This is a genomic window from Streptomyces sp. V2I9 (assembly GCF_030817475.1).
Lineage (GTDB): Bacteria > Actinomycetota > Actinomycetes > Streptomycetales > Streptomycetaceae > Streptomyces.
The window spans coordinates 6,411,981-6,424,182 of record NZ_JAUSZJ010000002.1; the positions used below are offsets into that span (position 1 = coordinate 6,411,981).

12 protein-coding genes and 1 riboswitch are annotated in these 12,202 nt (G+C 71.8%); of the genes, 6 read left to right on the forward strand and 6 right to left on the reverse strand.

The features are described 5' to 3' along the window. The 4 genes from hpnH (at nucleotide 1) to QFZ71_RS27825 (ending at nucleotide 3,454) form a co-directional block, all read left to right on the forward strand. On the forward strand, nucleotides 1-1,020 hold the full coding sequence (hpnH, locus tag QFZ71_RS27810) for an adenosyl-hopene transferase HpnH (protein WP_307670905.1): 1,020 nt from the start codon (nucleotides 1-3) through the stop codon (nucleotides 1,018-1,020). Nucleotides 1,021-1,134: 114 nt separating this feature from the next. Next, the gene (locus QFZ71_RS27815) at nucleotides 1,135-2,532 is read left to right on the forward strand and encodes an aspartate aminotransferase family protein (RefSeq protein ID WP_307670906.1); all 1,398 of its coding nucleotides are present in this window, start codon (nucleotides 1,135-1,137) and stop codon (nucleotides 2,530-2,532) included. A 77-nt stretch (nucleotides 2,533-2,609) separates the two neighbouring features. Next, entirely contained in the window at nucleotides 2,610-3,218 is a 609-nt protein-coding gene (locus tag QFZ71_RS27820; RefSeq protein ID WP_307670907.1) for a helix-turn-helix domain-containing protein, read from the forward strand. Nucleotides 3,219-3,280: 62 nt separating this feature from the next. Next, nucleotides 3,281-3,454: a DUF6126 family protein gene (locus QFZ71_RS27825; protein WP_307670908.1), complete on the forward strand. Its 174-nt coding sequence runs from the start codon at nucleotides 3,281-3,283 to the stop codon at nucleotides 3,452-3,454. A gap of 34 nt (nucleotides 3,455-3,488) precedes the next feature. Here QFZ71_RS27825 and QFZ71_RS27830 read toward each other — a convergent pair whose 3' ends face one another. Further along, on the reverse strand, nucleotides 3,489-4,301 hold the full coding sequence (locus tag QFZ71_RS27830; RefSeq protein WP_307670909.1) for a tyrosine-protein phosphatase: 813 nt from the start codon (nucleotides 4,299-4,301) through the stop codon (nucleotides 3,489-3,491). 445 nt (nucleotides 4,302-4,746) lie between these two features. Further along, nucleotides 4,747-4,907, forward strand: a riboswitch (cyclic di-AMP (ydaO/yuaA leader). Between the two features lie 3 nt (nucleotides 4,908-4,910). Between QFZ71_RS27830 and QFZ71_RS27835 the strand changes: the two genes are divergently transcribed. Together QFZ71_RS27835 and QFZ71_RS27840 are read left to right on the forward strand one after the other, a co-directional pair. Beyond that, nucleotides 4,911-5,861, forward strand: a complete 951-nt coding sequence (locus QFZ71_RS27835) for a LysM peptidoglycan-binding domain-containing M23 family metallopeptidase (protein ID WP_307670910.1) — start codon at nucleotides 4,911-4,913, stop codon at nucleotides 5,859-5,861. A 161-nt stretch (nucleotides 5,862-6,022) separates the two neighbouring features. Next, the gene (locus QFZ71_RS27840; RefSeq protein ID WP_307670911.1) at nucleotides 6,023-6,850 is read left to right on the forward strand and encodes an SGNH/GDSL hydrolase family protein; all 828 of its coding nucleotides are present in this window, start codon (nucleotides 6,023-6,025) and stop codon (nucleotides 6,848-6,850) included. A gap of 47 nt (nucleotides 6,851-6,897) precedes the next feature. Here the strand turns inward: QFZ71_RS27840 and QFZ71_RS27845 are convergent, their stop codons facing one another. Genes QFZ71_RS27845 through QFZ71_RS27865 form a run of 5 tightly spaced genes read right to left on the reverse strand, consistent with a single transcriptional unit; the run spans nucleotide 6,898 to nucleotide 12,191 of the window. Beyond that, the gene (locus tag QFZ71_RS27845) at nucleotides 6,898-7,812 is read right to left on the reverse strand and encodes an STM4011 family radical SAM protein (RefSeq protein ID WP_307670912.1); all 915 of its coding nucleotides are present in this window, start codon (nucleotides 7,810-7,812) and stop codon (nucleotides 6,898-6,900) included. A 7-nt stretch (nucleotides 7,813-7,819) separates the two neighbouring features. Further along, nucleotides 7,820-9,208 (reverse strand): STM4012 family radical SAM protein, encoded by a 1,389-nt coding sequence (locus tag QFZ71_RS27850; protein WP_307670913.1) that lies wholly within the window; start codon nucleotides 9,206-9,208, stop codon nucleotides 7,820-7,822. After that, complete coding sequence (locus tag QFZ71_RS27855) at nucleotides 9,205-10,062, reverse strand: STM4013/SEN3800 family hydrolase (RefSeq protein ID WP_307671607.1); 858 nt, start codon at nucleotides 10,060-10,062, stop codon at nucleotides 9,205-9,207. The genes QFZ71_RS27850 and QFZ71_RS27855 overlap by 4 nt, the downstream gene beginning before the upstream one ends. Nucleotides 10,063-10,105: 43 nt before the next feature. Then, nucleotides 10,106-11,263: an STM4014 family protein gene (locus QFZ71_RS27860; RefSeq protein WP_307670914.1), complete on the reverse strand. Its 1,158-nt coding sequence runs from the start codon at nucleotides 11,261-11,263 to the stop codon at nucleotides 10,106-10,108. Further along, nucleotides 11,244-12,191 (reverse strand): STM4015 family protein, encoded by a 948-nt coding sequence (locus QFZ71_RS27865; RefSeq protein WP_307670915.1) that lies wholly within the window; start codon nucleotides 12,189-12,191, stop codon nucleotides 11,244-11,246. The genes QFZ71_RS27860 and QFZ71_RS27865 overlap by 20 nt, the downstream gene beginning before the upstream one ends. Between the last annotated feature and the right edge of the window lie 11 nt (nucleotides 12,192-12,202).

Below are 12,202 nucleotides of genomic sequence, written 5' to 3' on the forward strand. Positions count from 1 at the left end.
ATGGCCATGCCGCTCCGTCAGTCCATCAAGGTCGCGACGTATCTCTTCGAACAGAAGCTCCGCAAGCGTGAGAAGTTCCCGCTGATCGTCGAGCTGGAGCCGTTGTTCGCCTGCAACCTCGCCTGCGAGGGGTGCGGGAAGATCCAGCACCCCGCCGGTGTCCTGAAGCAGCGCATGCCGGTCGCCCAGGCGGTGGGCGCGGTGCTCGAATCAGGCGCCCCCATGGTCTCCATCGCCGGCGGCGAGCCGCTGATGCACCCGCAGATCGACGAGATCGTGCGCCAGCTCGTCGCGAGGAAGAAATACGTCTTCCTCTGCACCAACGCGATGCTGATGCGCAAGAAGCTCGACAAGTTCACCCCGTCCCCGTACTTCGCCTTCGCGGTGCACATCGACGGACTGCGGGAGCGGCACGACGAGTCGGTCGCCAAGGAAGGCGTCTTCGACGAGGCCGTCGCCGCGATGCAGGAGGCCAAGCGGCGCGGTTTCCGCGTCACCACCAACTCCACCTTCTTCAACACCGACACCCCGCAGACCATCATCGAGGTGCTCAACTACCTCAACGACGACCTGCACGTCGACGAGATGATGATCTCGCCCGCCTACGCCTACGAGAAGGCCCCCGACCAGGAGCACTTCCTCGGCGTCGAGCAGACCCGCGAGCTGTTCAAGAAGGCGTTCGCGGGAGGCAACCGGGCCCGCTGGCGGCTCAACCACTCGCCGCTCTTCCTGGACTTCCTGGAGGGCAAGGCGGACTTCCCGTGCACCGCCTGGGCGATCCCGAACTACTCCCTCTTCGGCTGGCAGCGCCCCTGCTACCTGATGAGCGACGGCTACGTACCGACGTACCGTCAGCTCATCGAGGAGACCGACTGGGACAAGTACGGCCGGGGCAAGGACCCGCGCTGCGCCAACTGCATGGCGCACTGCGGCTACGAGCCCACGGCGGTGCTGGCCACCATGGGGTCCCTCAAGGAGTCACTGCGTGCGGCGCGGGAGACCATCAGCAGCAACCGGTGAGCCGGTGACCGACGTGACGGGTCCGGCCGCGGCGGCTCCTCCGGGGCGGCCGGACCCGTGCGGCAGCACATCCGAAGACCCGTGCGGCAGCACGTCGAAGGAGAAGAGCGGGCGATGACGGACGGCGGAAACCAGGGCTTCGACCTGGCGGGGCTCCTCGCCGAACGCGGAGCCGAGCGGTACGACCTGCACGCGCGCCACCTCAACCACCAACTGCCGCGCATGTTGCACACCCTCGGCTTCGACAAGGTCTACGAGCGGGCCGAGGGCGCGTACTTCTGGGACGCGGAGGGCGACGACTACCTCGACATGCTCGCCGGGTTCGGCGTCATGGGCCTCGGCCGCCACCACCCCGTCGTGCGCCGGGCCCTGCACGACGTGCTGGACGCCCAGCTCGCCGACCTCACCCGCTTCGACTGCCAGCCCCTGCCCGGACTGCTCGCCGAGAAGCTGCTGGCCCACAGCCCGCATCTGGACCGGGTCTTCTTCGGCAACAGCGGCACGGAGGCTGTCGAGACGGCGCTGAAGTTCGCGCGGTACGCCACCGGGAAGCCGCGGGTCCTCTACTGCGACCACGCCTTCCACGGGCTGACCACCGGGTCCCTGTCCGTCAACGGGGAGCGCGGCTTCCGCGACGGCTTCGCCCCGCTGCTGCCCGACACGGCCGTCCCGCTCGGTGACCTCGAAGCGCTGCGCCGTGAGCTGAAGCGGGGCGACGTGGCGGCGCTGGTCGTCGAGCCCATCCAGGGCAAGGGCGTGCACGCGGCGCCGCCCGGCTATCTCCGCGATGCGCAGGAGCTGCTGCACCGGCACAAGGCGCTTTTGATCGCCGACGAGGTCCAGACGGGCCTGGGCCGGACCGGGGACTTCTACGCCTACCAGCACGAGGAGGGGGTGGAGCCCGATCTGGTGTGCGTGGCGAAGGCGCTCTCCGGCGGCTACGTGCCGGTCGGCGCCACCCTCGGCAAGGACTGGATCTTCCGCAAGGTCTACTCCTCGATGGACCGGGTCCTCGTCCACTCCGCGAGCTTCGGTTCCAACGCCCAGGCGATGGCGGCCGGGCTCGCCGTCCTCGCGGTCATGGAGGACGAGGAGATCGTCGCCAGGGCCCGGCGCACCGGCGACCTGCTGCGCGACCGGCTCGCCGCCCTGGTCGACCGCTACGAGCTGCTGCACGAGGTCCGCGGGCGCGGGCTGATGATCGGCATCGAGTTCGGCCGGCCCGCCTCGCTGAAGCTCCGCAGCCGCTGGACCATGCTCCAGGCGGCCCGCAAGGGACTCTTCGCCCAGATGGTCGTGGTGCCACTGCTCCGGAAGCACCGCATCCTCACCCAGGTCTCCGGCGACCACCTGGAAGTGATCAAGCTGATCCCGCCGCTGATCATCGGGGACGCGGAGGTGGACCGCTTCGTGGCGGCGTTCACCTCCGTCATGGACGACGCGCACAGCGGCGGCGGGCTGATGTGGGATTTCGGCCGGACACTGGTCAAGCAGGCGGTGGCGAACCGCTGACCGGTCCGGGAGCCGACAGGTATTGCCTCTGAGGCAACTTATTTGCCTCCGAGGAAAAATCCTGGCCCAATGGCTCCATGAACCCTCCGGACGAAGGGGCGCCGGACGAGCTCCCCGGCGTCGCACCCCGCCTGCGCGACCTGCGCCGCGCCCGCGGTCTCACGCTGGAGACCGCCGCCGGCCGGGCCGGACTCTCCCCGGCCCACCTCTCCCGGCTGGAGACCGGCCGCCGCCAGCCCTCGCTGCCCATGCTGCTGGGACTCGCCCGCATCTACGGTACGACGGTCTCCGAGCTGCTCGGCGAGCAGTCTCCCGCACGTGACGCGATCGTGCGCGGCGGCGCCTTCGAGGGGACGGAGGCCGACGGCTGGATGTACCGGCAGGCAGGCGGCTCCGGCCGCGCGATGCAGGCGCTGCGGGTGCGCGTGCCGTACGGGGCCCAGGGCGACCTGGTCCGGGTGCATCCGGGCGAGGAATGGCTGTACGTGCTGGAGGGCCGGCTGCGGGTCGGGCTCGGCGACACCGTCCACGACCTCGAACCCGGCGACAGCGCCCACTTCGACTCGCTCACCCCGCACCGGATCGCGGCCGCCGGCCGCTGCGGCGCGGAGCTGCTCTTCGTCCACTCCCTGCTGCAGAGTCCCGTCGCCGAGCTCTGCCTCGGCAGCGGCCTCCACGCCCGCTGACCGGCGCCCCGCCGGGTCCGCCCTTCGTCCCACCGGCCGTGAGGCCGACAGAGAGGACCGTCATGTCCGATTCCGAGCACTACGACCCGCTGGGCCCCGGACGCCGGGTGGGCGAGGACCCGCAGGAGAAGCGGATGCCCCGCGGCCTCGTCATCCGCCTCTTCGCCTACCTGGTGGCGGGCCACGTCGTCGCGGGCTTCCTCTGTCTGCTCTTCGTGGTGGCCGGGAGCAAGTGAGAGGCCGCCATGGGGTGGGGCGCCTCCGGACCGGTCAGCCCTGGTCGAGCAGACGCTCGCGGAGCCGGTCGCGGGTCGCCGGGGAGATCCCCAGCCCCTCGGCCAGATAGCGGTCCGCCGTGCCCCAGTTCTCCTCGATGGCCGCGAAGGCCGCCGCGAGATAGGCGGGCCGCGCCCCGAAGAGCGGATCCAGCAGCTCCAGTACCTCGGGCGACATCCCGGCCCCGGAGGCGTCGGAGCGTTTCACGGCGTAGCGGCGGTGGAGGTCGTCGGACTTGAGGTAGTCCTCCTCGATCGCCTCCCTCTCGACGTCGACGGCCAGCAGGGCGACCGCGATCGAGAGGCCGGCCCGGTCCTTGCCCGCCGCACAGTGCATCAGCGCCGGCACGCTGTCCTCCGCCAGGGCGTGCAGGACCCGGCTGTGCTCGGCGGTGCGTTCCTCGATCGTCGCGCGGTACATCCGGATCATGCGGTCCACACCCTTGCCGCCCGCGAGGACCGAGCGCAGCTGCTCGATGTTCCCATCGCCCACCAGCCGCCAGAACTCCGCGCCGTCGGCCGGGTCCGAGAGCGGAATGCTGATGTTGCGGACACCGGCCAGATCGATGTCGTACCCGTCGAGCCGGTGGTCGGCGGAGTGGCGGAAGTCGAAGATCGTGTGCAGTCCCAGCCCGCCGAGGAAGGCCGCGTCCTCGGCCGTGGCGTGCGCCAGGTGGCCACTGCGGTAGAGGCGCCCGAAGGCGGTGCGCCGACCGTCCGTGGTGGGGAGCCCGCCCACGTCGCGGAAATTGCGGACTCCGGTCAGCACGGTCTCTGTCGGCGGGACCTGCGGCACCTGTTGCGTCACGGGGGCTCCTGGGGTCTCTGACGCCGGCGCGGCTCGCCGGCGAGGGCGCTCCCGTGACGATACGACATCGATTCAGCGGGAAATCATCACGGTTCGCCTGTCCGGACGGGGTCCGGAGAGGGCTGTGGCTGACCCGGCGTCAGGGGTGCCGCCCGCCCTGTGTCCGTATTGGTGCATTTCGCAGAACATGCCCCGCTAATGGGGGAGATGGGAATAGGGAGGTGAGCGGGATCATATCCGTGACGGTCCGTGGTGAACGCGCCCCAAGGTATTCCCAGGATGCGCGCGGAAATCCAAGATCCGTAATCCACGGAGTGTGACCGGAAATTCCGGACGCTGTCGAATCGATGAATACGGCGGCCAACCGTTGGCTTGTTCCGCTCGTCCCGGCCGGTTTACGGTCACCGTCAATCCGGACGGACCGCCTAATCCTGCCGCCGCCCGGAATTCGCACCCACCCACACAGACGTGGCAGGAGCGGGGGAACCAGGTAAGCCGCCGGCCCGGAGTGATCCGGGCCGGCTCGGGGTGAAGTCGCCGCAACGCGACCGGGCATCTCCAGCCCGAACCCGACAGCTCACCTCGCAGGCGCCGGAGAGGAAGATCCCCATGCCCGCAAAGGGTAAGCACCGTCGTCCGAAGTCCGGCCCGATCTCCCGCGGCGTCCTCGCCGCCGGGACCGGCGGAGCCGCACTCGCGCTCCCGCTCATCGGTGCCACCACCGCCGGCGCGGCCGACCAGGCCGCCCCGGCCGCGAAGCCCGCCGCCGCGTCGGTCGCCGCCGCGCACGGCGCCACGGCCGCCGCCCCCGCCAAGGCCGCCCCGAAGACGTACTCCGTCGTCTCCGGCGACTACCTGTCGAAGATCGCCGCCGAGCACAAGATCAAGGGCGGTTGGGAGAAGCTCTACCAGGACAACCGCTCCACCGTCGGCGGCAACCCCAGCCTGATCCACCCGGGCATGAAGCTGACCCTCGGCGCCAAGGGCTCCGCCCCGGCCGCGAAGTCCGCCACCCCCGAGGCCGCGCCGAAGAAGGCCGCACCCGCCCCGAAGGCCGAGACCCGGCAGGCCCCGAAGGCCGACACGGTCTCCGCCGACGACTCCGAGGGCTCCGGCGACCCGGCGCGGACCGGTTCCTCCGAGGCCGCCGGCTCCGGCTGGTCCGCCCCGCTCGCCAGCCCCAACGTCACCACCCAGTACCGCGCTTCGGGCGCCAGCTGGTCCAGCGGCTACCACACCGGCTCGGACTTCCAGGCCGCCTCCGGCACCCCCGTCCTGGCCATCGGACCGGGCACCGTGGTCTCGGCCGGCAACAGCGGTTCGTACGGCAACGAGGTCGTCATCAAGCACGAGGACGGCATGTACTCCCAGTACGCCCACCAGTCCGCCCTCAACGTCTCCGTCGGCCAGACCGTCACCGGCGGCCAGCAGATCGGCCTCTCCGGCTCCACCGGCAACTCCACCGGACCGCACCTGCACTTCGAGGTCCGCACCGGCCCGAGCTACGGCTCGGACGTCGACCCGATCGCGTACCTGCGTCAGCACGGCGTCTCCGTCTGATCCGGCACCACGAGAAGTGCCCGAGGGGCGATGTGCTGTCAGCACATCGCCCCTCGCTTATTCCGCCTTTACCAAAAACTGACCGGGTGGTCTATCTCACCACCCGTCAATCCCATATTACGGTCGCGTAGGTCACATCGAACGGTGCAGGATACGTGGTTGTGGCAGACGATTCGAGAAACAACCAGCAGCACATCATCGGGTCGTACGCGGCGATAGGCGACAGTTTCACCGAGGGCGTCGGCGATCCCGGCCCGGACGGGGCCTTCGTCGGCTGGGCGGACCGCTTCGCGGTGCTCCTCGCGGACCGGCTCCCCGCCCCCGACGTGGCGGCCGGCCCCGACGACTCCCCGCACGGCAACTTCCGCTACGCCAATCTCGCCGTACGCGGACGCCTCCTCGACCAGATCGTGGCGGAGCAGGTCCCCCGTGCCAAGCAACTGGCCCCCGACCTGGTCAGCTTCTGCGCGGGCGGTAACGACATCATCCGGCCCGGAACCGACCCCGACGACCTCGCCGAGCGCTACGAGCGGGCGGTCGCCGACCTGAGCAACGCCGTCGGGACGGTCATGGTGACCACCGGCTTCGACACCCGCGGCGTTCCGGTCCTGCGCCACATGCGTGGCAAGATCGCCACGTACAACGTCCATCTGCGGGCCATCGCCGACCGCTACCGGTGCCCCGTCCTGGACCTGTGGTCGCTGCGCTCCGTCCAGGACCGGCGGGCGTGGGACGCCGACCGGCTGCACCTCTCACCCGAGGGCCACACCCGCGTCGCCCTGCGCGCCGCCCAGGTCCTCGGCCACGACGTGCCCGCCGACCCCGACCAGCCCTGGCCGCCGCAGGCCCAGCGCAGCCCCTTCGACGCGCGGCGCGACAACGTCCAGTGGGCCCGCGAGTACCTGGTCCCCTGGATCGGCCGACGGCTGCGCGGCGAGTCCTCCGGCGACCACGTCGAGGCGAAGCGCCCGGACCTGCTGCCGCTCTGAGGGGGTGTCCGGCGGATCAGGGCCGGACACCCCCCCCGGCGGGCCCCTCAGGGCTCCAGCAGGGGAAGCGCACGGGACGGGTTCGGCACGACCAGCCCGTCCCGCGGCGTGCCCGCGCCGAACCCGGCCGGTATCCGCTCCAGGACGCCGCCGGCGAACACGTCGTACAGCGGCAGCGACTCCAGATGCACATAGCCGATGTGGCAGTCGCACACGGCGAGCGGACAGGCTCGCGGGCCGAGCGCCCGGCGGTAGCTCCCGTCGTAGAGATTGCCCAGCTCCGCCTTGACGAAATGGCACCGCCGCACCGTGCCGTCGCCGTCCACCGAGATCACCGACTCGCCCGTCCGGCAGGGCAGCCCCGCCGAACGGTGCGGATCGCGGCTGTAGGGGAACAGCGGATCCAGCTCCGTCCACCGTGCCGCCTCCTCGTCGGAGTACGTGTGCCCCTCCGCGGCGTTCACCCACAGGTAGACCTCCTCGGGAAGCGCCGCCCGCAGCCGCCGCGCCTCCTCCCGATGGGCCTCGAACCCCACCACCCCCACGCTGTAGCGGATGCCCAGCGCGGACAGCTCACGGCACTTGCCCAGGAACCGCTCGTACGGCGTCTGCCCCGGATGGTACGTGCACCAGAGCGCGACCCGCTCCGGATCGGCCTCGGCCAGCCACGCGGTACGGCCGCTCAGATTCGTCTGGATCGCCACCCGACCGATGTGCGGCAGCCGCGACAGCTCGGTCAGCGCCCGCCGGTACCAGGAGCGCACCAGCCCCTCGCCCCACGGGGTGAACAGCACGGACAGCCGGTCGTCGGTCCGCTCCGCCGCCCAGCCGGTGAACCGCTCCAGGGCCGCCCGGTCCGACGTCAGCTCCGCACGGCTGTCCCGCCGCTTGGCGAAGGGGCAGTACGGACAGTCGTAGTCGCACGACGCCAGTGGGCCCCGGTAGAGGATCGTCAGGTCCACAGCCCGGTCACTTCCGCTCGTACGCGGCCATCGCGGCCCGCACACCGGGGGAGAACAGCGCGGGGCCCAGCGCATCGGAATGGGCGAGACCGGACGGGGACAGCCGCAGCAGCCCGTCCGGCGCCGAGGCGTCCAGCCAGCCCCGCGCCGCGAAACCCGCCAGCTCGGCCCGGAAGTCCGCGTCCGGCTCCGTACCGAACCGGGCCCGGTACTCCGCCACCGGCAGCCCCGACGCCTGGAGCAGGGACTGCAGCAGATGCCGCCGCCGCGCCTCGTCCGCGTCGACGTACCGGCCGACCTCGGCCCGCGAGAAGTCCTCGGTGGCGGTGAACCGGTCGATGATCGACCGGATCTCCCGCATGTCCACCGCGTAGTCGAAGGAGTAGTGCAGGGCCGACGTGTACGACCGGGCCCCGCAGCCGAGGCCGATCATGCCGTCGGTCTGGCAGGCGTAGTCCTCCGGCCCCTCCTGCTCGCGGGGGGCGTCGGCGCGCCGGAACATCCGCATCGACACCTGCTCGTAGCCGTGCGCCAGCAGATGGTCGCGGCCCACGGCGTACAACCGCAGCCGCTGCGCGTCCCAGGCGGCGTCCTCCCGCGCCCGGGCGCCGGCCACCGGGCCCAGGCGGTGCAGGCTCGTGAGCGGGCGCACGTAGAGCGGATACAGATACAGCTCCTCCGGCCGCCAGGCCAGCGCCGCGTCCAGCGAGGCGATCCAGGTGCGCTCGGTCTGCCCGTCGATGCCGTAGATCAGATCGATGTTCAGCACCGGTATCCGCGCTTCGCGGATCCGGCCGAGCGCCGCCTCCACCTCGGCACGGCGCTGCGGGCGGACGGCCGCCCGCGCCTCCTCGTCCACGAAGCTCTGCACGCCGATGCTGATCCTCGTCGCGCCCCGGTCGGCGAGGACCGCGAGCCGGTCCGCCGTCGCCGTGGACGGCGAGGTCTCCACCGACAGCGGCACCGAGCGCAGGTCGGCGCCCATCCGCTTCTCGGCCAGGTCGCAGAGCCGCTCCAGCTCGGCCGCGGTGAGGAACGTCGGGGTGCCGCCGCCGAACGCCGCCGCCGCGAACCGCACCGGCTCCTCGTCCCCCAGCGCCTCCCGCACGGCCAGGGCCTGACGGTCCAGCGCGTCCAGATAACGCGTGGTCAGCTCCTCCGGCGCGCCGATCCGGGTGAAGAGATTGCAGAAGCCGCAGCGGACCTCGCAGAACGGTATGTGGAGATAGAGGGAGAGCACGTCCTTCGGTTCCGCCGCCCACAGCGACCGCAGCTCCGGGCGGTCCTCCAGCGGGCGGTAGGCCGTCTTGTGCGGATAGGCGTAGACGTAGCTCTCGTACGGCCGGACGGCGGGGAGCGGGGACGTGGTCGCGGCGGTGGCAGGGGTGGTGGTCATCGGGCGGCCCCCGGTCCGTGTGATGCGGGTGGTCCGGTCTCACCGGCCTGTCCGGTCGGTTCGAGGAAGAAGTGGGCGTACGGAACGGTCCAGACGGCCGGGTGGCCGAGCCGGTGACCGGTGTAGCCGTCGTCGCCGTAGGCGGTGCCGTGGTCGGAGCAGACGACCGCGAAGCACCGGCGGCGGCTGCTCGCCGCGGCGAAGAGGCGGCCGATGTGCCGGTCCACGTACTCCAGAGCCGCCGCGTGCGTGGCACGGGAGTCGCCCGCCTCGCGGGTCGCGCCGGGCAGATGGAACCAGTTCGGCTGGTGCAGGGCGGAGACGTTGACGAAGAGGAACAGCCGCTGCTCGTGGGGGAGCGCCGCGACGACCTCCTCCGCCCTGGCCACCTGTTCCTCGAACGAGGTGGGGGAGGCGACACCGAAGCCGGGCTCCCAGTGGCTCTCCTGGAACATGCCGGGCAGCACGGAACCGAGCGGCCCCTGACGGTTGAAGAAGCCGACACCGCCGACGCACACCGTGCGGTACCCCTCGGCGGCCAGCCCCGACACCAGATCCGGTGTGTCGAACACGAACGTGCCGTCCGCCGTCGTCTCACTGCCCGCGAACCGCGCCGCGAACAGCCGGGGATGCGGCCCCGGATGGGCGGGCGTCGGCAGGAACCCGGCGAACATCGCCTGGTGCGAGGCGTAGGTGAAGCTGCCCGGAGCGTGCCGCTCCTCCCAGACGCCGCCGGGCAGGTGCCGGGCGAGGTTGGGGATCCGGCCGGCGGCCGCCAGTTCGACGGCGACGTCGTGGCGCAGCGTGTCGAGGGTGACCAGCAGCAGATCGTGGCTGCCCACGACCTCGCCCATGTCGGGCCGTGCGGAGCCCTCGGACGGGCGGGGCGGGTCGGGGTCAGGAAGCGGTGACTGCACGGTGGTTCCTTGCTCGGTCCAGTACGGCGGCGACCTGCGCCGCATAGGTGTTCAGGCCCTCGGCACCGCTGCCCGGCAGACCGGTCAGTCCGGGCAGCAGATCGCCGAAGGCGTTGACCTCGCCGACGGCGAAGCGCCGCCAGCCGGCCGTGGGCAGCAGATCGACGCCCACGCAGGGTGTTCCGGGGAAGCAGGCCGCCGCCCGCTCGCACATCGTCAGCGCCTCGCGCCAGCAGCCGCCCGCCGCCGCGACGGCGGTCCGGACCTCGTCGAGGTCGCCGCGCGCGCCGCCGAGATGCAGATTGGTCATGGGGCTCGTGCTGGTGCGCACCACGGCGTGGGTCGCCCGGCCGCCGATCACCACGATCCGCAGGTCCGCGGCCCGCCCGCGCTGGGACGCCTTCGGCAGCCAGCGCTCGATGTGCAGCCCGTCCGGCGCCAGGGCGTCCACGACCGTGCCCACCTCCGCCTCCGAGGTGTAGCGCCGCACCCGCAGCGAGTTGAACAGCCGGCCCGAGGCGTCCCGCTCCACCGAGGTGCTCGCCCGGACCCGGCCGGGACCCGCCGTCTCCACCGCCAGTACCCCGGAGGCGGAGGAGCCGTGCGCGAGCTTCACGAACGCGCGCGGCATCCGGTGCTCGCGCAGCAGCTCCCGTACGTCGGACCAGCCGCGCACCGGGGACGCCGCCCGGCCCGATGTCGGCGAGGCGGGGACGGGTACCCCCGCACGGTCGAGCACCCCGTGGCACAGCCGCTTGTCGAAGAGCACGGCGATGTCGGCGGGGGAGCCCAGCACCTCGGCCCCCGCCGCTCCGGCCGCGCCCGCCACCGCCTCCACGGCAGCGGTGAAGCGCGCGTACCACCGGGCCGAACCCTCCACCCGCGTCGGGTCGTCGACCCCGCGCAGCAGCCGCTCCACCTCGGCGTCCTCGCCCGGCGAATCGATCCGCACGCTCTCGCCGGGACGGAACCCCGCCTCCCCGCGCAGCACGTGGAGCCAGGGCACGACCCGAGCCGGTGGCAGGCCGGCGGCCCGTACGGCCTCCTCGAAGAAGGCGATCCGGCGGTTGTCCGGATTGCCGACCACCGCGAAACGCGGAGCCGGGCCGTCCCCGGCGCTACTCACTGACCGCGACATAGCGTTCCGGTTCGTCCGGGTCCCCGTAGTCCTCCTCGGCCTCGCCCGCCTCGACGACGGCCGGTGCGCACGCGGTCCGAATCCGCTCCACCATCGGCTCGGTGAGGTAGTGGTGGCGCAGATCGAGCAGGGAGAGGTGGTGCAACGGCTGTCCGTTGAGCAGCGCCTCGCCGCCCGTGTCGCTCAGCGTGCCCATCGACAGCGCCAGGGACTCCAGCTGGGCGACGGCGGGCGCCGAACCCACGGCGGCGGCGATCTCGTCCTGGAACTCGCTGTTCTGGAGCCCCAGATGGCGCAGCCGGGGGAACAGGCCGCCTGCCAGGACCGGCCGGATGTCCTCGACCGTGGCGTCGCACCCGTACCACGTACTGCCGAACCACAGCTCCAGCCGCTCCAGTGCGGGCAGTTCGCTCGCGGTGACCGCTCGGACCAGCGCGCCGGGCAGACCGCCGGACTCGAAACGCAGCGACCTGAGCGCCGTGTGGCGCAGCGGACGCAGTGCGAGCCCCTCCCGGCCGCAGCCGCGCACGGCGAACTCCTCCAGGAGCGGCAGCGCTTCGAGCACCGGGGTGACGTCACACATGCGGAGCCAGGACACCTCGCACTCCTCGCCCACCACGTCGGCGAGGAAGAGTCCGCGCAGGGCCGGGAAGCGGTCCGCGTGGGTGACGATCAGCTCCATCACCGGGGCGAACGGCGTGTACTCCTCGCTCCACCAGGGGCCGATGACGAGTGCCCGGACACGGGTCGTGTCCACCGTCTCCAGGAACTGCTCCCACAGGGTGGCGAAGCCGTCGTCCTCGTCCTCGTCGCACACCAGCCGCCAGGCGACGGAGTCGGCGGCGGGCAGGGCCCCGGACGACGGCTCCGGGGTGTGGACCGGCAGTCCGTGGAAATGGTCGAGATGCTCGATACCGAGATACGTCACGGTCTCCCGCT

Excerpts from the sequence above, each read along its gene's own strand:
- hpnH (WP_307670905.1), top strand. The coding sequence starts at position 1 with ATGGCCATGCCGCTCCGTCAGTCCATCAAGGTCGCGACGTATCTCTTC.
- QFZ71_RS27815 (WP_307670906.1), top strand. The coding sequence starts at position 1,135 with ATGACGGACGGCGGAAACCAGGGCTTCGACCTGGCGGGGCTCCTCGCC.
- QFZ71_RS27820 (WP_307670907.1), top strand. The coding sequence starts at position 2,610 with ATGAACCCTCCGGACGAAGGGGCGCCGGACGAGCTCCCCGGCGTCGCA.
- QFZ71_RS27825 (WP_307670908.1), top strand. The coding sequence starts at position 3,281 with ATGTCCGATTCCGAGCACTACGACCCGCTGGGCCCCGGACGCCGGGTG.
- QFZ71_RS27835 (WP_307670910.1), top strand. The coding sequence starts at position 4,911 with ATGCCCGCAAAGGGTAAGCACCGTCGTCCGAAGTCCGGCCCGATCTCC.
- QFZ71_RS27850 (WP_307670913.1), bottom strand. The coding sequence starts at position 9,208 with ATGACCACCACCCCTGCCACCGCCGCGACCACGTCCCCGCTCCCCGCC.
- QFZ71_RS27855 (WP_307671607.1), bottom strand. The coding sequence starts at position 10,062 with ATGGGCGAGGTCGTGGGCAGCCACGATCTGCTGCTGGTCACCCTCGAC.
- QFZ71_RS27860 (WP_307670914.1), bottom strand. The coding sequence starts at position 11,263 with ATGTCGCGGTCAGTGAGTAGCGCCGGGGACGGCCCGGCTCCGCGTTTC.